Source organism: Paenibacillus phytorum (assembly GCF_013141715.1).
GTDB classification, from domain to species: Bacteria; Bacillota; Bacilli; order Paenibacillales; family NBRC-103111; genus Paenibacillus_E; species Paenibacillus_E phytorum.
On record NZ_WHOA01000030.1, the window covers coordinates 115563 to 138091 of the forward strand.

The 22529-nt window shown below is 43.9% G+C and carries 20 protein-coding genes; 1 reads left to right on the plus strand and 19 read right to left on the minus strand.

The window, feature by feature from the left end; translation table 11 throughout:
- Positions 1–6: 6 nt before the first annotated feature.
- The 5 genes from GC098_RS05250 to GC098_RS05270 are packed head-to-tail and all read right to left on the minus strand — an operon-like array spanning position 7 to position 5275.
- Positions 7–1092 carry a GerAB/ArcD/ProY family transporter gene (locus GC098_RS05250; RefSeq protein WP_171641601.1) on the minus strand — a complete coding sequence of 362 codons (1086 nt, stop codon included), beginning with the start codon at positions 1090–1092 and terminating at the stop codon, positions 7–9.
- Between the two features lie 34 nt (positions 1093–1126).
- Positions 1127–1360 (minus strand): hypothetical protein, encoded by a 234-nt coding sequence (locus GC098_RS05255; RefSeq protein ID WP_171641603.1) that lies wholly within the window; start codon positions 1358–1360, stop codon positions 1127–1129.
- A gap of 6 nt (positions 1361–1366) precedes the next feature.
- Positions 1367–2551: a Ger(x)C family spore germination protein gene (locus GC098_RS05260; RefSeq protein ID WP_246358431.1), complete on the minus strand. Its 1185-nt coding sequence runs from the start codon at positions 2549–2551 to the stop codon at positions 1367–1369.
- Positions 2552–2580: 29 nt separating this feature from the next.
- Positions 2581–4149 (minus strand): spore germination protein, encoded by a 1569-nt coding sequence (locus GC098_RS05265; protein ID WP_171641606.1) that lies wholly within the window; start codon positions 4147–4149, stop codon positions 2581–2583.
- A gap of 25 nt (positions 4150–4174) precedes the next feature.
- Positions 4175–5275, minus strand: a complete 1101-nt coding sequence (locus GC098_RS05270; RefSeq protein WP_171641608.1) for a GerAB/ArcD/ProY family transporter — start codon at positions 5273–5275, stop codon at positions 4175–4177.
- A gap of 132 nt (positions 5276–5407) precedes the next feature.
- On the opposite strand from GC098_RS05270, the gene GC098_RS05275 reads away from it, so the two are divergent.
- On the plus strand, positions 5408–7090 hold the full coding sequence (locus GC098_RS05275; RefSeq protein WP_171641610.1) for a DUF2339 domain-containing protein: 1683 nt from the start codon (positions 5408–5410) through the stop codon (positions 7088–7090).
- A gap of 56 nt (positions 7091–7146) precedes the next feature.
- Here GC098_RS05275 and GC098_RS05280 read toward each other — a convergent pair whose 3' ends face one another.
- The 14 genes from GC098_RS05280 to pbfA form a co-directional block, all read right to left on the minus strand.
- Complete coding sequence (locus GC098_RS05280; protein WP_216625156.1) at positions 7147–8067, minus strand: MBL fold metallo-hydrolase; 921 nt, start codon at positions 8065–8067, stop codon at positions 7147–7149.
- A 27-nt stretch (positions 8068–8094) separates the two neighbouring features.
- Positions 8095–9123, minus strand: a complete 1029-nt coding sequence (locus GC098_RS05285) for an ABC transporter substrate-binding protein (RefSeq protein WP_171641612.1) — start codon at positions 9121–9123, stop codon at positions 8095–8097.
- A 35-nt stretch (positions 9124–9158) separates the two neighbouring features.
- Complete coding sequence (locus tag GC098_RS05290; protein ID WP_216625157.1) at positions 9159–9914, minus strand: ABC transporter permease; 756 nt, start codon at positions 9912–9914, stop codon at positions 9159–9161.
- On the minus strand, positions 9847–10686 hold the full coding sequence (locus tag GC098_RS05295) for an ABC transporter ATP-binding protein (protein WP_171641614.1): 840 nt from the start codon (positions 10684–10686) through the stop codon (positions 9847–9849). The genes GC098_RS05290 and GC098_RS05295 overlap by 68 nt, the downstream gene beginning before the upstream one ends.
- Before the next feature lie 26 nt (positions 10687–10712).
- Positions 10713–11378 (minus strand): Crp/Fnr family transcriptional regulator, encoded by a 666-nt coding sequence (locus GC098_RS05300; RefSeq protein ID WP_171641616.1) that lies wholly within the window; start codon positions 11376–11378, stop codon positions 10713–10715.
- A gap of 264 nt (positions 11379–11642) precedes the next feature.
- Entirely contained in the window at positions 11643–12458 is an 816-nt protein-coding gene (locus GC098_RS05305) for a DUF8832 domain-containing protein (RefSeq protein WP_171641618.1), read from the minus strand.
- Positions 12458–13474: a hypothetical protein gene (locus GC098_RS05310; protein WP_171641620.1), complete on the minus strand. Its 1017-nt coding sequence runs from the start codon at positions 13472–13474 to the stop codon at positions 12458–12460. The genes GC098_RS05305 and GC098_RS05310 overlap by 1 nt, the downstream gene beginning before the upstream one ends.
- 645 nt (positions 13475–14119) lie before the next feature.
- A complete protein-coding gene (locus GC098_RS05315) occupies positions 14120–14905 on the minus strand; it encodes a DeoR/GlpR family DNA-binding transcription regulator (RefSeq protein ID WP_171641622.1) in 786 nt (261 codons plus the stop codon).
- 51 nt (positions 14906–14956) lie between these two features.
- On the minus strand, positions 14957–16678 hold the full coding sequence (locus tag GC098_RS05320) for a putative 2-aminoethylphosphonate ABC transporter permease subunit (RefSeq protein WP_171641624.1): 1722 nt from the start codon (positions 16676–16678) through the stop codon (positions 14957–14959).
- Positions 16678–17721 (minus strand): putative 2-aminoethylphosphonate ABC transporter ATP-binding protein, encoded by a 1044-nt coding sequence (locus tag GC098_RS05325; RefSeq protein ID WP_171641626.1) that lies wholly within the window; start codon positions 17719–17721, stop codon positions 16678–16680. The genes GC098_RS05320 and GC098_RS05325 overlap by 1 nt, the downstream gene beginning before the upstream one ends.
- Before the next feature lie 185 nt (positions 17722–17906).
- Positions 17907–19019, minus strand: a complete 1113-nt coding sequence (locus GC098_RS05330; protein ID WP_171641627.1) for a putative 2-aminoethylphosphonate ABC transporter substrate-binding protein — start codon at positions 19017–19019, stop codon at positions 17907–17909.
- A gap of 133 nt (positions 19020–19152) precedes the next feature.
- Positions 19153–20274: a 2-aminoethylphosphonate--pyruvate transaminase gene (phnW, locus tag GC098_RS05335; RefSeq protein ID WP_376773836.1), complete on the minus strand. Its 1122-nt coding sequence runs from the start codon at positions 20272–20274 to the stop codon at positions 19153–19155.
- Positions 20275–20276: 2 nt separating this feature from the next.
- Positions 20277–21074, minus strand: a complete 798-nt coding sequence (phnX, locus tag GC098_RS05340) for a phosphonoacetaldehyde hydrolase (protein WP_171641631.1) — start codon at positions 21072–21074, stop codon at positions 20277–20279.
- 35 nt (positions 21075–21109) lie between these two features.
- Positions 21110–22471 (minus strand): (R)-1-hydroxy-2-aminoethylphosphonate ammonia-lyase, encoded by a 1362-nt coding sequence (gene pbfA, locus GC098_RS05345; RefSeq protein ID WP_171641633.1) that lies wholly within the window; start codon positions 22469–22471, stop codon positions 21110–21112.
- Between the last annotated feature and the right edge of the window lie 58 nt (positions 22472–22529).

Sequence of the window (22529 nt, forward strand, 5' to 3'; positions counted from 1 at the left end):
TTTAAATTATACTCTCTTTCGAATGAAGGCTGCACCAATCATACATACAGGGATAAGAAATCCAAATGTGCAGGCATAGGTAAACCATATTTTGGAGACAAAGTTAAGAAAATAGCTTGTGTTTGGGTATGAAACAATGGATAAAACGATCATAATCATCCCTAAAGGGAAGAGCAGAGGACGAATTTCTTTCATCTTCATAATTTGAGCGAAACTGTGGGCAGAAGCATAAAAACAAATCGTAAGCTTGAAGAAGATTGTGATAAACCAGATCCCCGCCATAATAACTTCTAATCTTTCCAGAAATCCTCCAATGCTGATCATTTTCGCTAAGTTATAACTTGGATACATTTGACTTGCGGTCATACCTGCACCAAGTACAAGAATGGATATCAGGGAGATGATAATCAGTAATAATCCTGCTATTGCCGTTCCTACAAGAAACGCTTTATTCACTTCCTTGGCGCAATTTACAAAAGGAATAACCATCAATAATACGATTAGTTCCATAAATGGGGTTCCGATAAAGGGTAAGCTCGCTCTGATAATCGGCGTAAAGCCTCCGCCAAGATAAGGTTCTAGTTGAATGAGTCGGATCTGCGGCAGCAGAAAAATGACCATAGCACAAAAGAAAATCATAACCCAAGGGAAAAAAATTTCCCCGGCACGCGCAATGGTTTCAAGACCGTGCCAATTTGCCATAATTACAGCTGCGAGAAAGATAATGATTATAAACTGAAGCGGTGTATCTGGGAGAACCTGAGTTGTCATAAAGTCACCAATGTTCCGCAATACAAGAGCAGCAAGGAGGAAGAAGAAGCTGAAATAAAGGAATGAAACTATTTTTCCTATCCAAATGCCGAATATTGCCTCGCACATCTCCACCAAAGTTTGCTTAGGAAATTGCCTTACCAATACACTATATAAGTAGACTGTCAGCAATCCAAGACTTAGTGCCAGAATGGCGGCTATCCATGCATCTTGCTTTGCTTCCGCGGTGAGGCCTGCTGGGGATATTAATATGGAACTTCCTACCGTAAATAGCGTGACGAGAATGGTGAATTGCCGGATACCAATAATTCCATTTTCCATTTTTTTGCTGCTCCCTCCTCTCGTTCTATCTCATTTATTGCAAAAGCCCTAGTATGAACTCACTAACAGGTTGAAAAACAAAGGTGATCAAATCTAGAGGGTTGGGCAGCTTCATACGCAAACTTTGGGCAATGCTCAGGATTGTACCGAGCAATAATAAACAACAAAAAACAACGAAATCTTTATACTGCCTTTTCTTCCTAAGCGTTGGAATCTCCAGCATTGCGATAACTGTAGAGGCTAAAAGTATCATAATGATTGTCCACATTTTTGATCATTCCTTTAAATTTTGTACCAGAGGATCACTTACGGTGCCCAGACGACGAATCTTCACGTCTGTATTCACATATACAGGTAAATCATGGAATTCTTCCTTCCAGTTGTCTTTGTTTTTATTCCAATATTTGGGGTCCGCGCGATAAATCGCTTCACCAAAGCCGCAAATATCCACATTATATTTTTTTGCTTTTTGAATCGTCGATTCGATAATGGTTTTCACCTCTTTTTCCGATAATTTCTCCAGTTCCTCAATGGTCTGAGGATCGATAAGATCGATCTTGCATTGGACTTCACCCACATTCTGCTCAACAAAAACATCAACATTAATTTGTGGCTTGCCGTTCAAAACTTTTCCTCTCATTCTCGTTTTCGTTCGTACCACTTCTACGGCTATAATCCCGCCCGTTGGACAAGTTATATGTCCGATCGTTCTCTTAACGTTGTCTAAAATATAATTGTAGCCTTTGCTTTCTTTTTCATTAAGCCAACCGATAAGTTTGTCCTTTTTAAAAACGGCTACACCCGAATATTGCAAGAATGCAAAAGGGGCTGTTCGATTCACATTACTTTTACTTTCACTTTTACTCGGATCTCCGTTGATTTGTATGCCTGTTAATACAGGATCTTTTCCTTCTGTTTGCAGATCAGAAATTAACGTATTCAATTTCACTTTAACCGAAGGCGCCCAAATCTGTTCGGACAACTCTAAAGTTTTAAACATTTTATTTGAGGGAATTTTCTCAATAGGCGTAAGGATATTTAATATATTCGCAGCCGTTGTTCCTCTGGCTACAACGATATAGAAATCTGCTCGCATTTCATGATTCCTTGAAATCCCATCCAGTATCGGCGTAATCCCTTCTCTAGCCAATTCTTCGCTGATCACAAGAATCCGAAGATGAGAAGAGTACACCTTTCTTGGACTCTGTGTGGCAATTTTTCTTAATGCTTCAAAAATGGTTTTGGATGTAGCTTGAAAAGTGCTGACAGGCGCAGCCAGTCCGACCCCACCCTTCCTTGAAGCCACTTCAGAAGGGTTAACAATTTGAATCGTCACCTGCACTTGATCATCTTTTTTATCAAAACCCATTCCGACCGATATGGCGATATCATTAAGCTCACGCCGACTCCAACATCCCGTGAGTAAGCCAATCATAATAAACAAAACAACGAAAAGCATGACACATCTTCGCATGATGACTCCTTTATCTAGGGCCTGGGTTCAGGCTTATTGGAAGAGGCATTGTTCTCTCGAATATTGTTTTTTTGACTTATGAGTCGAGGCCTTTCATGTAAGGCCCATTGCGGCAAACGAAAAATCGTATCTTTCTGATCCGCTACGATAAAGGGTGCCATTGGCGACATATATGGAATTCCGAAGGACCTTAAACTGCACAAGTGGAGAACAATGGCGATAAGTCCAACTGTAACGCCATACAAACCAAAAGATGCCGCGATAAGCATTAAAAGAAATCTCAAAATTCGAATCGTTATCCCCATATTGAATGAAGGAATGACGAAATTGGAAATGGCCGTGATGGCCACGATAATAACCATCGCCGGAGACACCAAACCAGCTTCTACTGCGGCTTGCCCGATGACTAGTGCTCCTACAATGGAAACAGCTTGTCCGACAGTTTTCGGCAACCTAACACCGGCTTCTCGAAGAATTTCGAAGGTTATTTCCATGACGACCGCTTCTATAAAAGCTGGGAAAGGGATTCCTTCTCTTTGAGCGGCTAAACTGATCAGAAGAGAGGAAGGTAGCAGTTCTTGGTGAAAGGTGGTTATTGCAATATATAGCGATGGAGCCAACAACGAGATGAAAAAACATACATAACGTAGTAATCGAAGGAGTGTTGCAAAATCCGCACGTTGGTAATAATCCTCAGCAGATTGATAAAATTGAGTGAATAATGCAGGTGCCATAAGCACAAAAGGAGTCCCATCGACAAGAATGGCAATACGTCCTTCCATTAAGCCAGCAGCAATAACATCGGGGCGTTCCGTATTGTACAGAGTAGGAAATGGGGTGTATGTTTCGTCTTGGATCAACTCTTCGATATTGGCGCTTTCAAAAATCGCATCAATATCAATGCGCCCTAGCCGAATTCTTGCTTCCGCCACCAACTTGTCATTCACAATGCCATTCATATACATGATGGCGACATCCGTTTTCGACACACGCCCGATTGTCATGGATTCCATCCATAAGTTGGAGTCTTTTATTTTACGTCTGATCAGCGCAGCGTTGGTGCTTATCAGCTCAGTAAACCCTTCCCGAGGTCCCCTGACGACCGATTGAGTCGTTGGTTCCTCAACGGAACGATGCTCCCCGCCCTGTGTATTCGCCGCCAACCCCTGTACACATCCATCCAGTAAAATAACGGTTAACCCCGATAAAATAGATTGATATAAGGTTTCAAAATCAGGAATTTCGCGAACTTGACCGAGTGTGCTCACTGAACTTCTTAAAGCATCTAGCGGGAACTCACATGAATCAACTTTTAGATTTTCGGTGAGCAGGCTTTGAATAGCGAATGGATTAACCAGTCCATTCATGTAAATGACGCCAATTTGTATCGAATCTACATCATTAAGATGGATGGTCTGCGTAATGAGATCACTGCTATTTCCAAAGGCTTTCTTGAGTTTATCGAAGTTAAGATCCAGGGACTCCTCAAGTAATTCCTTTGAGATTGAGAAGCCATTCTGATTGATCTGAGCATCAGTTGAGTTGTTATAGTTATTTTTAAGAATTTTTTTGATGAAATCCATGGTATCGCCACCTATTCAAGTGATCTTAGTTCTTTGTTATGGACTTTCGAATCGCGGAACCACCTAGTAGGAGTACCGGGTACAAAATCCCCATGGTTAAAACGTAGGGTATCCAAGTTTTGGTATCAAATTCTGACATATATGCAACATTGGGATATACCACAAGCGAATAAACAACCAGAATCATTCCTAAAGGTAAAACGAGCGGTCGATAATCTACAACATTCAAAAATTGCGCTAGCCCTATAACGAAACCATAAAAATAAATGGTTGTCTTATAGTAAACAGTTAGAAACCATATGCCTGCTATAATGATTTCAACACGTTCCAAAAAATTACCAATGCTGATCTGTTTGGCCAAAGCATAGCTTGGATACATATGTCTTTCTGTCATTTGAACTCCCAATACCGATATGCATAAAAAGGTGATAATGACGAAAAACAATCCACCTATTAAGATAGCAATCAGAAAAGCTTTTTTTGCTTTACGAAATTGATTGACATGAACAGGAAACACCATGAATAGGACGATAAAAGGAAGTGCAGCAGTACCCGCCACCGATAAGGCTCCTTTTATCAGGGGTTTTACTCCAGTTGCGAACATGGGCTGCAGCTTTTCAATTCGAATCTCCGGTAAAAGACAAAGGACCAAAATAATAAATAGCATAATGATCCACGGAAAAAAAATCTCTGCAGCACGAATTAAGGTTTCAAGTCCAAGTCGCACCCCCATCACAACAACGAGGGCAAATATAATATTGATAGCTTGAATAGGCGTTTCAGGCATCACTTGCGTATTAATAAAATTTCCTAGATCGAACAAAACTGTAGTTGCTCCGACAAAAGAAAATAAAATAAAAAATAAGGAGATTAGTTTTCCCAGCCATTTACCAAACACTTTTTCATTATATTGAACTAACGTCATGTCGGGAAAATAATTACTAACCCTGTTGTATAAGCATACGACTAACAAATTTAGGACAACTCCCAATATAGCTGCGATCCATGCATCTTGTTTGGCATCAGCAGCAAGCCCCGATGGAATAAGTAGGATTGTCGTCCCAATCGTATAGATAATCACAAGTATAGTAAATTGGCGCACTGATATTTTAACGTCTTTCAACATAAATTCCCTCACCTAGTGATTCCATTTAATGATACTATTCCCATATTCCCATAAATCATTTACAAGATATGGATTTTCTAATTGTTTCACATCGTGATTAGCATTAAAGTATAGATAAAAAGGGGGGCTTGTATGAATTTGGAAACACGCATTGAGGCACTGGAAAAGAAGGTCAATGAACTTGAAGAACAACTGAGCATCCTGCTTGAGAAAACCACAAAGTCACAAGTTCAGCAAGTACATACGACGCAACCAACATTTGATCAAAAACCGCAATCCATGCAGCCGCACCATCTGAATGAGGTGACAATACCCATCAAGCAACCGGCGCCCCCAAGGGATTGGGAGCATTTGATCGCTCGCGTCTGGCTGCCGCGGATATTCATCGTCGTCTTTCTATTAGGTGTCCTATGGGGCTTTACAGCAGCCGTTAATGCGGGGATTATCACCGAACCCGTTCGCTGCATACTGGGCGTCATCGTCGCAGGCTTCATGTATTGGCAAGGAGAAGTCCAAATTCGCCGCAAACGCATGGCTCTGGGGCAAGTGCTGCTCGGCGGATCCAGCGGGGTCCTTATTCTATCTCTTTTCGCAGCACATATGCTGTTCGCATTGATTCCGCCTACACTTGCGTTCGTTCTATACGTCGTAACAATAGCTGCTAGTGTATTTACGGCGGTCCGTCATCGCTCACAGACTCTCATGATCATTACCCTGCTCGCCGGTTATCTAGTGCCTTTCCTAGTCGACTCAGCCAAACCAAATATTTGGGTATTTGCAGGCTATGAAGGGTTATTTTCAATGGTCATGATGCTGTTATCGTTACGTTATTCCTTTCGTGGCGCTTATTTTACTGCGTTTGGAGTTCTACATCTCCCATTACTCTTTTCAACTCTGTTCGCATATGACATGGGCAGCCGCCCCGCGATTCTTACCGTCGTTATTTTGCAGCATTTGCTCCTCTTTGCGATATCTGTTCTCCGTTCCAAAGACAGCTTGATTGGGCAGCGAGTCACTTTATTCCTAAGCTTCGGCCTGCTCGCGGCGTGGACGTACGGCCTATATGGCGATTCCAAAGATCGTGTCTTCTATGAATGGATGCTAGCGATATGGTCGCTTCTCTATAGCGGTACTTCTTTTTGGCTGTATCGTCAAAAGAGAGCTTTTTCTGTTCAGCTATCCATTGCAACGTTCAGCGTTTTCCTTTGGCTCATCTACGTGCTGCACGCGGATCAAGCCGGCTCCGCCATTCTTGTAGAGGGTGCAATTGCGCTATGTTTAGGAGCTAAATTCAAAAGCAAACTGCAGCAAATCAGCGGGGCTATCACTTATTTCATTGGGATGTTGTTCGTCCTCACTCATCCGATACGTGATCTAGTATCAGACGAATCTTTTGCGTGGCTTGTACTCGTGGCAACAATTGGCGGCCTGTATGCTTTCTACCGTGCCACACTTGAAGAAGGCCGCGCTCGAACTGAAATCAGTCTCATCCTGTTATGGATGGAGTTAATTCTCTTACTCATCTATCTTACACAGCTGACCAATTCACTGACACGAACGCTCACTTACGACTACCAACATTTAATACTTTCAGCAGTGTGGGTTGTTTACGCTATTTTGCTCATTGTCTTTGGTCTCATTGTCCAAAAGCCTAAAGCAAGACTAGTGGGTATCATTTTCTTATTCGTTACCTTACTCAAAATTATTTTCATCGATTTACCTGATGTATCAACGGCCGTTCGGGCTATTCTGTTCATCGGACTTGGAGCCATTGGTGTTGGTATTTCTAGATTATTTTATAAGCGGAAGGATTAGATATCGTGCAAAAAAAGCCGTCCCGAGCTAATACTCGAGGCGGCTTTTCAAAATAACTATGAAAGATCAAATGCCATTAAATCTCTAGCCATCGTGATTCGGCCTGAGTAGATATCTCGCATGCCTTCCGTGTAATCGGCCTCGGCCTCCTCATTAGCTGCAGGCGCAGGTATATGGTGGGTGAGCACCAGATGGGAAATCCCAGCTGCTCTGGCGATTTCAGCGACTTCCAGCGTAGTTGAATGATACTTCGCAGGATTGGATAAACCAATCGTCTGCTCGGGAAATTTGGCAATAAGCGCGTCCAGCCATGTTTTATTGTAAGATTCATGCACAAGTAAATCGACACCTTGACTATGTTTGACCATATTTTCAACAGGGATCGTATCCCCCGAAATGACAACCGATTTGCCGTTGTATTCGAATTTATAAGCTATAGCTGGATAAACAGGCTTATGATCCACTTCGAAAGCGGTAATTTTAACACCACCCTGGTCGTAAACAATACCCTCGTTGCTTTCGAAGTATTGAATGTCCGCCCCTGCGCCGGCTGAGAAATTATAATTCACCCGAAGATTCACGTCGAAATCGAAAGACTCTCTCATTTTACTTATGATCGCTTTCGTCGTCGTTGGTCCGTACACATTCATTGGACCTTTCCGCCCCTCAAATACCCGATCTGCAATCACATGTGTACGCCAGCTCGTAATGAATACATCGAAAAATCCGGAATTATGATCGCTATGATGATGGGTGAAAAAGACATCCGAAATCCGCTGCGGCATGATCCCCGCCTTAATCAGTTGATCAACGGTCGCGCCACCGCAGTCGAACAGAAAGGTTTTATCCCCTGCGAGAATGGCAACGCCTGCTTTGGCTCTACCATAGAAGGCTCTCGGTGTACCCGTGCCTAGTATCACTACTTTGATATGCTCATGAAAATCCGGCAATAGGTTTTCCTGCGGTTGTATGTGCAAATGAATGACCTCCTAAGTAAACTATGATTATTTTTCTTTTTTCACTTCATTCAAGAGCGTTAAATCCAGGAATTTACTGAAGTCGAGTTCTTCCGCTTTTACTTTTAAGTATCCGGCCTCAAAGGAAGCTTTGGCCTGCTCGTTTATATCCTCTAAGGTGATATCTTCCGTTAGTTTCAAATGGTCGATGGCCGCTTTAATGAGTGCAGGATCCATCCCTTTACCGGTTAACTGCTTCAATTCATCGCTAATCAGACCATAGGCTTTGCTCGGGTTTTGCTGAATAAAATCGATGGCCTGTTTGTTTGCTTTCACGGCTTTTTTGGCCAAATCACGGTGCTCTTTGAGAAATTTATCGCTCGCTACGAGAATCGTTAATGGATAATTCCCGTCTTTTGGTGGAATTTTATTCCAATCTACTAAAATCGTTCCAGAACCTTCTTGAATGATTTGTGTCCCCCAAGGTTCTGCAATTAATGTGGCATCCACTTCTTTCTGCCTTATCGCAACCAAAGTATCTGCTGGAGCACGTGTAACGATTTGTACACCGGAAGTATCTGTGGATACTTTTAAACCTTCCTGTTTCAGCAGCAGGCGAAGAGACAGATCCGGCGTGCCACCTTTGGCCGCAACGGCCACGGTTTTACCAACGAGATCCTTAACGGATTGGATGCCAGCATCCTTACGAGCCACCAATACCGCTCCACCGTTATTCGCTCCAGAGATCACCTTGATATTTTTACTTTTCAAATGTTGATTAATGACTGGTCCCGGACCTACATAACCAATATCAATCTGATCGGTCGCAATCGCCGTTGCGAAGTCCGCTCCGTTATCAAAAGCCGTGACTTCAATCTTGGCATTTTGGCCAAAGCCTTGCTGGAAGTAGTTATTTTGCAGTGCTACAAATCCCGGAGCATGTGTAACATTTTTCAAAATACCAATTTTCACCGTTGCACTGGCAGCACTTGACGCTGCTTCTTTACTCTGTCCGCAAGCTGACAATAGCAGTGATCCAGTTAACACCAAACTCATGACCCAACCTAATTTTTTCAAAATAATTCCCCCTTATTTGTTCTATGGAACGCCAATTATTTCTTAAGCTGAAAGCGAAGCACGATTTTATCCTCAAGCTGTTTGAAACAAAAATGATCCGAAATTGTGCCTATAACGGCGATAATAATGACCACACACAAAATGGATGCCGTATCCCCAAGCCCGCGTCCATCCTGAAGCATTTGTCCGAGCCCCACTCCCTTGGCAATAAGCTCTCCAGCTACAAGTGCGCGCCAAGCAAAAGCCCAAGCCACTCGAATCCCTGTGATCCAATGGGGAAATGCCGCCGGCAGCTGCACTTGAAAGAACAAGCGATATCCGCTGCCTGTTCCTAGCATTTGCGCAGCTCTCAGATGAATCGGTGAAATGTTCAAAATCCCCGTCCTGCTCGCCATGGACATCGTCCAAGTCGCACCAATCGTTGTAATGAAAATGACGGAAGTATCATTAAGTCCAAACCAAATAATCGCGAATGGAAGCCACGCTATACTCGGAACAGTCTGAAGGGCAACAACCACAAAGCCAAAAGTTTCGTCAAAATACCGATAACGTGCAAATAAGTAGCCCAATATCGTCCCAAGCCCAATCGAAATAGCGAATGAAATGAGTAAGCGTCGTAGACTAGCGACAATCGCGTTAAGGAGATGCCCTTGCGTAAAGCCATCATAGAAAGCTTGAAAGGTTTGCAGCGGTGAAGGAAACTTCCACCCCCACTGAAAAACCCTAAATCCCAACTCCCATATGATCAGCAGAAGAATTAGAAATAGGGTTCTTCTTAAGGCTGTATTCATGGCCGAGCTCCTCTCTGACTACCTTCTCGAGCTCATCCGTCAGAGCTTCCATAATTTTATTTTCCAAGGCATGAATGAGCGGATCGCCGCTTTGATGAGGCCTTGCTGCTTGTACGGCAAATTCCTTCTTGACCCTGCCTGGCTGCGTTGCCATAACGATAACCCGATCTGACAAAATAACGGCTTCGCGAATGTTATGTGTAATAAACAAAATTGTTTTACCTGTTTTCAGCCAAATCTCTTCTAAATCCTTTAGTAAAATAAATCGTGTTTGCTCATCCAAGGCCGCAAAAGGTTCATCCATCAACAGGATGTCGGGATCCATAACGAGCGCCCTGGCAATGGCTACTCTTTGTTTCATTCCCCCGGATAGCTCGTGTGGATAACTATCGACAAACTTACTCAAGTGAACGGCTTTAATCTGCTCAAAGGCGAGGGCATAGCGTTCTTTCTTCGATAACCCCTTTTGCTTCAAACCAAAGGCCACATTATCGAGAACTGTAAGCCAAGGAAACAGGCCGTGCTCTTGGAAAACAACGATCCGATCAGCCCCCGGGGCCGTAACCTTTTGCCCACCCACGGTAATGGTTCCGCTGCTCACTTTTTCAAACCCAGCTATCAGGTTCAAAAGCGTAGACTTCCCACAGCCTGAAGGGCCTACCACGGAGACGAATTCCCCTTTCTTAATCGTGAGAGAAACTTGGTCCAACGCCGTGTAGGAATTGCCTTTCCGCTGCGAAAAGGATTTATTCACATTGTTTATCGTAATCATTTGAATACCCTCCAGGCTAGTCTCCGTCATATGTCTGTGAAAAAACGGTTCGGGTTAAAAATAACGATCTTCTTTTTGGCGTAGTCGATGAGCCCTTTATCGCGCCATTTATTGAGTGTTTCTGTGACCGTTTCCCTGCTGCAGCCAATGACATAAGAGATTTCTTCATGACTGAGCGGCACCTGAACTTCAAGCTTTACATCCGTCGGTTTGCCCAGCTGCATGAGGAACCAAGCTAGCCTCCAAGCGACAGGGCGGGAAATGAGCGTTTCAACCATCTTCTGTGTTTGCAGAAGTCTGCGTGCTCCTAGAACAGCAACAGAATAAGAAAATTCAGCATTCTCCTTAGCCAATTCTAGAAATTTCCGCCCGTCTAGCGTAATGATTTGGCTGTCTACCAAACACTTCGCGTATCGTTTCCGAGGAATGTTCGTCAAAATTTCCGCATTACCGAAAATTTCGCCCTCATAGCGTAGAAATAAGGTAATTCCTTGCCCCTCTTCTGAGGATTGGGAAATCTTAATTAATCCCGAATCAACATAATAAGCACCGCTGGGTTGATCATTCTCCTGGAAAACAAACTCATTTTTCCTGTAGGTTTGGATAGCCCCGTGTTTACGAAATGCCTCAATCATGACTTCCTTGGTAGGGTCCTTCTCCTGAAGATCGGCAAGTTCATTCAATTGGTCCATATGTGAAAACCCCTTTGCCATGTTCCTATGACGCTATGTTTTAATGTTGAGTATTCCTATGTGTTATAGTTATATTACCACATGATAACGTGTTAGAATGTCGGATTCCCGACAAATACAAAAAAATAGTTCAGGACAAAAAAAAGAGACCCACAGCAACGGGCCGCGGGTCTTAAGGTATATATATTTTAAAGGGGGTCGAGTTTTATTATAAGCTTGTTTCATTAAGCCCAGATGAATAACACATTTCTTTTTGATTACAAATTATACTTTTATGATAAAAGGGACAATGAACACTTCATTCTGATGCTGAAATTGACCCCAGATTTTGTAGATACCACTTTTGGGGAAGTGGATGGTGAAAGCTGCATCGGGTCCGGAAGTATTCGAATCATTCGGATGCACATGGACGAACTCCTTGGCATCTGAACTTATAGCCACTACATGACCTAGACTGCCTAGATAGGGCTGCAAATCAGTTATAGGCTTTTTCGTTTCAGCACTTCTAATGGCAAAGTTCATTTTTAAATCCATACCAGCCATTAAATGGTCGAAGGAAAGCGTTACTTCTTTATCGCCGACTCTTTTCGTAAGATCCGTATCAGGAAGAAGTTTTTCTTCTTTCTTTTGCTGCCCGTTAATCGTTACCCAGTGGGTTTGAATCGTCTCCCCCATGCCTTGCGGCGTAAAATCGGCGATCAGCTGATAATGGCCACCTGCCGGGAACTTTGTCTTGATTTCAAATCTACCTCCGCCGACGTATTCGGGATGAAGATGGTCAAAATAGGTAAGATCCTTACTGACAACGATCAAGTGCAGCAGCTTTTCATGCATGATGTCGAATTTATCAATCGGTTTATTCCATTTATTTTGGATGAGAATCGTCACAGATGCATCCTCACTAGGCAAATATTGCTTCGACGCGACTGAAAAATGAGCAATCGCGTCATTTTGGTGAACATGTGTTGAAGGAGATGTTGTCGTCATCGGCATCCCCATCATGTCATGTTTTGTGGGCTGCGTACCGCAAGCGGTTAAAAGGAAAATCATAGCTATAGGGACAATTACCGTTGTTTTCATCAGCTTTTTCTATGCACAATTGGAGCCGCGAGAATGCTTAATCCCAGTGAACAGAGCCCACAGATGAACATCGTTCCTCCCCAAAGCTCCGGCGCCCAGTCCAATGTATGAAAAATGCTCAAATCTGCAAAATATAAGCCCCAGATTAAAACAGGAATAACAAAGAAAACAACCTTATATCGCCAATCGCTCGCTTCCAACTGTTTAATAAACCTAAACATCAAATCAGCAGCAATCCCGCAAATCAATAAAATCACAATAGATCCGTATTGAGAAAAGCCATCCAGTATCGCCATTAGCACCGCTTGGAAAACAAAGAAATAAGTGACGGTACCGAATGGGAGTTTCCATCTCCTCAGAACTAGCATGACAGGTAAGACTAACAGCATCGTTGTAATCAGGAAATCCACGATGGCTCTTGCGATCGCATCTTCTTCCCTTGCCATCCATAGATTTTGGCGGAATGACCAAGCATACATGAGAAAGAAGGCCATGACAGCAAAGGTTAAGGCAACCGAGGTCAAAGCAGGCAGCAATTGGCGAAAGGTAGGTGAAACCTCATCTTCAGCGTGACTGATCGCACGGTACGGACTAGTCAGGATCATAAGTGCACCCGTCAATAAGATCAAATGGGTTGGGCTCAGCAGAGCATCGATATTTTTCTCAATTCCAAACACCGTATGCCAGTACATATCACCAAGACCGCCTAAGAAAAAGATGATCACCCCTGCCACACCAAGCTTGTAACCTATCGGGATCGCCTGCACCCAAGTTGCATGATTAGCCCTAGATTTGTTCTGATAAGTCAGATAGAAAATCCACACGGCACATGCCAGATACCCCGAATACAAAATGGCATGCCAAGGCGTAAAAAAGGTTTCAACCGCACCGTGGTTATGAGCGAAGCCGTCAATAAATAAACCAATAATAAGCCACATCCCCATCAACATCGTGATCGTATGCTTGAAATTACCGATATTCATTTTCGATTGCGGCACTGGTACCAGGACTGACAAACCCATCATCTCCTCAAATTTGTCTTCATACCCATATTATATGTGATAGACAATTACATAGACAGGATAATGGGATATGAGATCATGCAAGGCAGGATCTATGGCAACACTTGAACACGATTCACACACTTTTGCGCTGAATTCCAGCGTCTCAGGTACCATAATTGGGGTTAAGCGCAGAATGCTATCATCACAAAAAAGAGGACTTAGAAGGAAAAAAAGACCTCTCAGCTGCCGACTACGGCGTGTGAGGTCTGGGTTAAGGACTGAGAAGGCTTTTTCCGACTTCTCAGCTGGTTTTCACTGGCGCGTGCTTCGCCAGAGCGCCAAAAAAGACCTCTCAGCTGCCGATTACGGCGTGTGAGGTCTGGGTTGTGGAGGACTGAGAAGGCCTTTTCTGACTTCTCAGTTGGTTTTCGCTGGCGCTTGCTTCGCCAGAGCGCATAAAAAGACCTCTCAGCTGCCGACTACGGCGCGTGAGGTCTGGGTTGAGGACTGAGAAGGTCTTTTCCGACTTCTCAGTTGGTTTTCGCTGGCGCATGCTTCACCAGAGCGTTAAATAAGGGGGAAGTTTTGCTCACCTCAATAGCAATTCTGGCGTGTAAAAAAAGAACCTGGCCAGCTGCCAGATTCTTCTTATCAACATTATTGCGCTGCGATCCAAGTCACATCTTTTTTGACCAAATACTCTTCCCATTCTTGAGGCGCAGGGACATCACTAACAATAATGTCAATCTCTTTCAAGTCAGCAATTTTATAAAATTGCACGAGGCCAATCTTCGATTGATCGGTTAGAACAATGCTTTGCTTGGCATGTTTAAGGAATTGCCCTGTCAATTGACCCTTCTCTTCATCGAAGCCCGTTATCCCTTTGTCTATCATCATGCCGTCTACAGAAAGGAAAGCTTTATCTGCGTAAAAGCTTTCTACCATCTTCTCAGCCAGTGAACCAGTAACACGAGAATGCATGGCATTCACCTTGCCACCTAGGAAATAAATGTCCCCAGAATAAAGTTCCTTGTTCTTATAATCAATCAACAAATACAAAGCTGGAATCGAAGTGGTCAACACCGTTAGGTTCTTTTTGTTAAGCAAATAATCAATCACATGTAAGGTCGTTGTGCCGTCATCAATGAAGATGACATCATTGTCCTCAACAAATGTAGCAGCAGCTCTTCCGATCTTGCGCTTCTCATCCGCATACAGGACTTCCCTTTTGAGATGGGATGGCTCTTCGCGAGATAAATTAATCTTGACCGCACCGCCATACACCCGCTTTAACTTATTCTCCTCTTCCAGCTCCTCCAAATAGCGACGTATCGTCTCCGAAGAAACATTCAGATTATCTACCAAATCATTCGTTTTTACTTTGCCTTCCAGGTTCAACTGGTTAAGAATGTAATCCTTCCGCTCTTCACCGATTAACGACATGTCGTGTAAGCCCCCAGTTTATGTGCATCATTTTAATGTAATTATATGGTCTTACTTAGGCATTTGCCAAGCAGCGGTTCTCTTTTTCACCTTATTCAAAATGAGCTCGTACACGATACGAACGATAATATTCGTCGCTACAATTAGTGTAGACATCGCGGCAGCAGCAGCAACATCCCCTGCATCTTCCATATTCACCAAAGCAACAGCAGCCAAGTTCATGTCCGCAGACCGGAGGAATACAACCGCAGAAACAGTAACCATCGAGTTGACGAAAAAGTACATGGCAATCTCTACGATTGCCGGCAATGACATGGGAACCGTTACTTTCAGAAATGTTTTGTAAAAAGAGACGCGCATGGACTCCGAGACGAGCTCGAATTCTTTGTCTAGCTTTTTCAATGCCGTCGTAGCCGTAATGAATGGAACCGCATAGAAATGTGTGATATTCGCAAGCACAATGATCGCCATCGTCCCATATATCCAATTGAGCGGATTGCCTGGATCGTTAAAAAAGAAAATATAAGCCAAGCCGATAACCATACCCGGAAGCGCTAGCGGAATAATCGAAAGGAAATATCCGACCTGCCGAAGTCCCTTCATCGTTCTCGACTTTTCAATTAAATATGCGAAAACAAAAGTCATTATGGTCCCAATTATTGCTGTTATGAATGATACTTTAAGCGAATTCCAAAAGGGTTCCAAACCCGACCCCGCTACACTCGAGAAATCGAAATGTTTCAAGCTAAAGCTCAAATTATAAGGCCACACCTTGATCAGTGAAGCAAACAAAATCGTCAATAATGGGATCAAGATCGCGATGGAAATAACCCAACACAGCACTTGATAAAGCCTATTCCTTGTGCGCCCATCCGGGACCCGATAAGGTGTTGATTTGGAAGAAAGCATCGAACGCTGCTTCCTATCGACGAATCGGTCTACAGCGAAAGCAATGACAGCAGGAATCGTCAGTAAGATCCCTACCGTTGCACCCATGGATAAGTTTTGCTGGCCAATTACCTGTTTGTAAATATCCGTTGCAAGTACATTAAACTTTCCCCCGATTGCTTGAGGCGCCCCGAAGTCCGTAAAGCTAGCCGTAAAACAAACGAAAATAGCACTAATTAAGCCATATTTGACTGACGGTAACGTAACCGTAAGAAAGGTTTTCACTTTATTAGCGCCAAGCGATTCCGCTGCTTCATAGAGCCGCTGGTCGGTAATCGACAATGCAGTGATAAAGATAAGAAAGGCTTGGGGAAATAAATAAATGACCTCAGATATGACGATACCGATCGGTCCATAAATAGGAATTCGCAGCCCTGGCAAGAGACCGAAGAATCCGTTCGTGATGATACCTTGATTCCCAAACAAATACGTTAGCGCAATCCCATGCATCATCGTAGGCTCAAAGAGCGGCAGCAGCGCAACGTAATGAAAATAACTTTTGCCACGAACGGCCGTCCGGCTTATTCCATAAGCATAGGCGAAAGCGAGAGTGACCGCGACAGCCGTGGAAAGCACTGAAATCCAAATCGTATTTGTTAACGATTGTATTAAAGATGGTGTCGAGAAATATTGGATAAAGTTGGAAAATCCGATAAATTCCTCATTTTTACTCAGGAAAGCCTTGCTAAATAATAGGATTAACGGGATTAGTGTACTCGTCGTTAAGGTAAGTACAAGCACAACGATCAACACATTTTGCAAAGAAAAGAAGGCTCCCCAGTTGCGGCGAATTGGCGGATTCATGATGACTGTTCCCTTGTTCATTAGGCACCTACCATAGCTTCAGTTGAGAAGGTAATCATTTTCTCCTGCGGGAATTCAACCGTAACTTCAGCATGCTTCGTCAGCCCGAGATTGTGCGAGATATGGGCTGAGACATCGACAGTTAACAGCTCATCTCCATGTTCACTTCCGAAACCATCAGTTGGTTGAAGCAGCAGTCTGTAGAAAGCGCCTCTAAACTCGACATGCTTGACAATCGCCTGAATTCCGCTATTCGAGCCTGGAGCAGATAGCCGAATATGCTCGGGCCGAACTGCCAAATTCTTTTGCGATGAGTGCCCTCCTTGCAGATCACCCTTCAAGAAATTAATCGATCCTATAAAATCGGCGACAAAAGGTGAATTCGGTTCATCATACACTTGCTCTGGAGTACCAATTTGCACAACCTCCGCGTTTTTCATCACCACAATACGATCAGCCATCGTGAGGGCTTCTTCTTGATCATGCGTGACCATGACGGTCGTGATGCCGAGCTTTTCTTGCAAATCACAGATTTGCTCACGAAGCTTAACCCGAACTTTGGCATCCAAAGCAGAAAGCGGCTCATCCAAAAGAAGAAAATCTGGCGAAAGCACAATGGCACGTGCCAGCGCAATACGCTGCTGCTGCCCGCCGGAGAGCTGAGCCGGATAACGATCATGAAGATGCGTCAGATCAACTAATGAGAGGACTTCCCGAACTTTCTCGTCGATTTCTTTCTTCGAGAACTTCTTACCTTGTAAGCCATATGCCACATTCTGATAGGCCGTTAGATTTGGAAATAGCGCGTACGATTGGAACACCATACCGAAGTTTCTTTGGGCAGGAGGCAGAGAGGTAATATCTTTGCCACCAACGGTAATACGGCCATGCGATGGCTTCTCTAGGCCAGCGATAATACGAAGTAATGTTGTTTTCCCACAGCCGCTTGGACCGAGCAGACAAATGAATTCGTTCTTCTGAATATCAATATTAATCTCTTTCAAAGCGCTGAAAGAGCCGAATGATTTATCTACACCTTGAATGGACAGGTAAGCTTGTGTCATGGCAAGCAGCCTCCTTAGTCTTGATAGTTTTAGTATAAGCTTGGATTGTTATCGTTTTATTAACCCATTGTCTTTTCTGTGTAATTTGTTTGTTTTGGTTGTGTTTCATTACTTATTCTTCCTTTTGATGCAAAAACGACTGGCTGCAAGGCTAGTTCGCAGTCAGCCGTTTTATGGTTGTCCCTTTATTTTTTCGGTTCGCTTTTCGCGTTAAAACGCTTGTCCCATTCTGCCAAAACCGTATCGCGATTTTTCGCAGCATCATTCAAATCATTCTTAATCAGTTGTTTCATGGGATCTACAGAGTAACCATCAGGTACTTTAGCTGAATCTGTTTTAATGGCTAGAATCGCATAGTTTTTGTTGTATTCTTTCATAACCTCGTCGGTAATTGCCCAATCAAGGAAGTCTTTTGCAACTTGCTTAACCACTTTCTTTTTCATAAGTGCATTCGCTTCTACATCCCAGCCGGAACCTTCCTTAGGGAATACAACTTCAACCGGCGAACCACCTTTTTTCTCCTGAATACCACGGTAACCGAAGGAAATGCCGATTGGATATTCGCCTGTACCTGCTAATTTAGCTGGTTTGGAACCGGAGTGAACATACATCGCTATGTTGTCATGCAATTTGTTCATATAGTCCCAAGCTGCATCTTTCCCTTTCAATTGAACGAGACCGGATACCGTCAAGAAACCAGTTCCTGAAGAAGATGGGTTCGGCATGGTGATAAGCCCTTTGTATTCCGGTTTCACCAAATCTTCATAGGATTGTGGAATAGCCAGCTTGCGTTTCTCCATCTCCACTTTGTTGACGATGAACGCTGTTTCCCATGCATCAATACCTACCCAGTGGGTTACCGTATTTTTATCTTTAAACTCCGGAAGAATACGCTCTACACCTTTAGGAGCGTAGGGCTCCAACATGCTATTTTGATCAAGCACCAACAAGCTTGTTGCTGCTAATCCCCATACAACGTCAGCTTGGGTATTATCTTTCTCGGCAAGCAATTTTGCTGTGACAATCCCTGTGGAATCACGAACAATGTTTACTTTCACATCGGGATATTTCGTTTTAAAAGTCGTCAGATACGTTTTGATAATATCATCTTCTAAAGCCGTATACACCGTTAAATCCTTGCTTTTGGTATCCACGGTTGATTCTGCGCTTGAACTTGCTGCCGTTGTTGCTGCTGGGTTTGTTTTAGCTCCGTCCGTATTTACTGCCTTACCACCACAAGCTGCTAGCATACATACAACCGTCAACATAGCCGCTGTACTACTAATAGATCTTTTCATCTTTTCTTATCCCACTCCCTTGTATTTGTACCAGTTGGTTTATTTCTTCCTGATAGATTCATTATAAAATAGTTTTTTAAAATCAGTATTAAATACAAGTTAATATATTGTTTTTATATTTATTTAGTTGTTTTTAAGTTGTTTTCCAAAATAGCTGTTTTTCCATACCAACCAGCAATCGTTCAATGTCAGGGAGATGAACATCACCAATATTGCCAATTCGGAACGTAGCTGCAGTTGTTATTTTGCCCGGATAGATGACGAAGCCTTCTTGTTTAATACGTTTGTAGAACTCATCAAAGGAAAACACAGGTGAATCCGGATATAAGAAAGACGTAATGATTGGTGATTGGAGCTCAGCCGGCAATAAAGTCTGCAATCCCATACGCTGCATTCCTGCAACTAATGTCTGTTGATTACTCGTGAACCTTGCAAATCTACGTGCAACGCCTCCCTCTTCCTCTAATTCCTGAAGCGCTTGATCAAAGGCACGAACAGTATGTGTAGGCGACGTATATCGCCACTTGCCATTCCCTTGTTCCATTGTCTCCCATTGATCATAGAGATCTAAGGACAAGGAGCGACCTAAGCCTTTACATGTGTACAAGGGTTCTTTACGAGCAATGATGAAACCAAAGCCAGGTACACCTTGAATGCATTTATTCGCGCTGCTGATTAAATAATCAATGCCAAGCTCTGCAACATCAATGGGAATGCCACCAAAGGAGCTCATTGCATCCACAATGACTGTTTTACCGTACTGCTTAGCCACGCGAGCCACATCGGCAATGGGATTCATCATCCCCGTGGTCGTTTCAACGTGAACAACAGCCACATGAGTGATGGATGCATCCACCTTCAGTACTTCCTCCATCTGTTTCACATTCACCGGACTCGTTTCACCTGAATCCAATACGATCGAGTAAATACCGAGGACTTCCGCCATCTGAGCCATTCTTTTACCATAAGCACCATTGGTTAAAATGAGCAGCTTGCCGTTTCTAGGAATAACCGAGCCAATCACGGATTCTACACAAAAAGTGCCGCTTCCTTGCATAAGCACGGTCGTGTAATCATCCGGGCTACTTGATGCCATCGTTACAAGACGGCTGCGTATCGACTGAACCAGTTGATTGTAGTCTTGATCCCATGTACACCAGTCGCGAAGCATGGCTGCCTTTACTTTTTTACTTGTCGACAAAGGCCCTGGGGTTAACAACAGGTATGGGTTATCTGGCAATTGATTGATGTTTATCGTCATGGTCGTTCTCCTCTTTGAAGTCGTTGATTGATAACTGGGATTAAAATATCCAACTCACCGATTGAATCTATGACATAGTGGGCGCCTTCTTGGCGAAATTTAGCTGCTACTACATCCATACGCTCCTGCAGCTTATCAGGAGGACATGTCGCTACCTCTTCTTCGCTCATGCCCAGCTCGCTGCTACCCTTTACTACGCCAATTGTCCAAGCACCGGCATTAACACCTTCTTGAACATCACTCACTGTATCTCCTACCTTGATTACGTTATACATAGGGAAGACATTCAGAGCGGCAGCGTTCTCATACATCATCCAAGGATAAGGACGTCCTGCAGGTACATCATTCGGTGTGACCAAATGGTCAGGTGCATAGCCTCGCTTCTTCGCCTCGACGGTTACAATCGCCATCATTTCGGCTGTATAACCTGTTGTTGAGCCTATACGGATGTCCTTTCGACGCAAACGATCAACTAGTGCTAGAGCTCCGGGAATCGGCTCTGCATATTGATGCACGATCGCTAGCAGCATGGGCTCGAAATCAGCATAAAGCGTGTCAATGTCGGATTCTTGCGGAAGCTGGCCGTAACGCTCACGCCATAAGCTGGCTACCCGCTCCATCCGTAAGATTTCGCGAATGTGATCTCGCTTGAGCAGCCCCATCGGTGCTCTTGCCTCTTCAATCGTGATCGCAATCTCTCTTTTGCGGAAAACTTCCATAAATACATTTAACGGAGCAAAACAACCGTAATCCACCATCGTCCCCGCCCAATCAAAAACAACTGCTTGTATCATTGAAATACCTCCTGTTTGACTGATGTCATTGTTTGTTAAAGCTCGGCAATACTCACTTCCAAAATATCCAGTGCCCTACTTAGCTCATCTTCGGTAATGATCAAAGGTGGCGATAGGGTAAGAACATTTCCCTTGGATACTTTAAAATTAAGCCCTCTTGCTAAACAGCTGTACATCACACGTTCTGCCTCTTTGACGGCAGGCTCCTTCGTCTTACGATCTGTTACTAGTTCAACAGCAACGAGCAAACCGATTTGACGAATATCGCCAATGATTGGATACTTCTCCATCATGTTTTGCAGCCGCTGCTTCATGAAAGCTGCTAAGCAATTTGTATGATCCAGCAAGTTCTCTTCCTCTATGACTCGTATTGTCGCAAGCCCAGCGGCAGCCCCAACAGGAGACTTCTCATGTGTGTAGTGTCCGATGGACATCTCCTGTGCCTTGTTCAGTTCTTCCTTTACGAGCAAAGCAGCCATGGGGAAAACCCCGCCACCTAATCCTTTGCCAAGAACCATCATGTCTGGTTCAATTCCATAATGCTGGTAGGCAAACATCTTACCGGTTCGACCGAACGCTGTCGCCGTCTCGTCCACAATTAACAAGGCGCCATATTGATCACAGAGCTCTCGCAGCTTCTGATAATAAGCAATAGGTGGAATCTGTACATCGGTATTGCGAATCGTCTCGATAACGACTGCGCCGATTTCTCCATCCTGCTCAAGGACATACTCGATCGGCTTCAAGCAAAGGGAGTGAGCCTCATCTTGGCAGCCAAACACACAGCGGTAAGAGTTAAATGGAATGACATGCTCCGCTCCTGGCAGCAAAGGCCCTAAGCCTCTGCGAAATGCTCCCTCTCCGCCAACGGAAATGGCATCAAGCGATGCACCATGAAAGGCTCCCCACATCGATAAGGTCTTGTATTTCCCTGTTACTGCGCGTGCCAGCTTCAAAGCCATGCCGATGGCCGATGTTGCTCCAGGCGCGAATAGCACCCTATTCAGAGCCCCATCTGTTAACGCGACTAATTTGTTGGCAAGCTCAATCGCAGGCAGATTCGTATATCTTCTTGTGCAGAAGGAAAGCAGATCAAGCTGCTGTTTGACCGCTTCAATCACAGCGGGATGGCCAAAGCCGAGCTGATGCACGTTATTGCCATGGAAATCCATGATTCTCCTGCCTTGCATATCTTCTACATAAATACCCTCGCAGGATGTGAGCACATTCAGACACGGTGTTGATAAGGTTTGGTGTAAGAATACATCCTCATCCTCTTGCAGATACGCTTGTGCAGAATCATCAACCTGCTCGGTCCACCATGCTGACCGTGCTTCGGTCAAATTAATATCGCCTTCCGTCTTCATGTAGGTCTTATGTTCATGGTTGGTTGGCATTTGGTATCACCTCATGTGGATTTGGTTGCGTCTTATTTATATCTTACACAGCATTTGT

What these genes read in the sequence shown, in the direction of transcription:
- GC098_RS05250 (WP_171641601.1), bottom strand. Translation starts at nt 1,092, where the DNA reads ATGGAAAATGGAATTATTGGTATCCGGCAATTCACCATTCTCGTCACG.
- GC098_RS05255 (WP_171641603.1), bottom strand. Translation starts at nt 1,360, where the DNA reads ATGTGGACAATCATTATGATACTTTTAGCCTCTACAGTTATCGCAATG.
- GC098_RS05260 (WP_246358431.1), bottom strand. Translation starts at nt 2,551, where the DNA reads ATGCTTTTCGTTGTTTTGTTTATTATGATTGGCTTACTCACGGGATGT.
- GC098_RS05265 (WP_171641606.1), bottom strand. Translation starts at nt 4,149, where the DNA reads ATGGATTTCATCAAAAAAATTCTTAAAAATAACTATAACAACTCAACT.
- GC098_RS05270 (WP_171641608.1), bottom strand. Translation starts at nt 5,275, where the DNA reads ATGTTGAAAGACGTTAAAATATCAGTGCGCCAATTTACTATACTTGTG.
- GC098_RS05275 (WP_171641610.1), top strand. Translation starts at nt 5,408, where the DNA reads ATGAATTTGGAAACACGCATTGAGGCACTGGAAAAGAAGGTCAATGAA.
- GC098_RS05290 (WP_216625157.1), bottom strand. Translation starts at nt 9,914, where the DNA reads ATGAATACAGCCTTAAGAAGAACCCTATTTCTAATTCTTCTGCTGATC.
- GC098_RS05295 (WP_171641614.1), bottom strand. Translation starts at nt 10,686, where the DNA reads ATGATTACGATAAACAATGTGAATAAATCCTTTTCGCAGCGGAAAGGC.
- GC098_RS05300 (WP_171641616.1), bottom strand. Translation starts at nt 11,378, where the DNA reads ATGGACCAATTGAATGAACTTGCCGATCTTCAGGAGAAGGACCCTACC.
- GC098_RS05305 (WP_171641618.1), bottom strand. Translation starts at nt 12,458, where the DNA reads ATGAAAACAACGGTAATTGTCCCTATAGCTATGATTTTCCTTTTAACC.
- GC098_RS05315 (WP_171641622.1), bottom strand. Translation starts at nt 14,905, where the DNA reads ATGTCGTTAATCGGTGAAGAGCGGAAGGATTACATTCTTAACCAGTTG.
- GC098_RS05320 (WP_171641624.1), bottom strand. Translation starts at nt 16,678, where the DNA reads ATGAACAAGGGAACAGTCATCATGAATCCGCCAATTCGCCGCAACTGG.
- GC098_RS05325 (WP_171641626.1), bottom strand. Translation starts at nt 17,721, where the DNA reads ATGACACAAGCTTACCTGTCCATTCAAGGTGTAGATAAATCATTCGGC.
- GC098_RS05330 (WP_171641627.1), bottom strand. Translation starts at nt 19,019, where the DNA reads ATGAAAAGATCTATTAGTAGTACAGCGGCTATGTTGACGGTTGTATGT.
- phnX (WP_171641631.1), bottom strand. Translation starts at nt 21,074, where the DNA reads ATGATACAAGCAGTTGTTTTTGATTGGGCGGGGACGATGGTGGATTAC.
- pbfA (WP_171641633.1), bottom strand. Translation starts at nt 22,471, where the DNA reads ATGCCAACCAACCATGAACATAAGACCTACATGAAGACGGAAGGCGAT.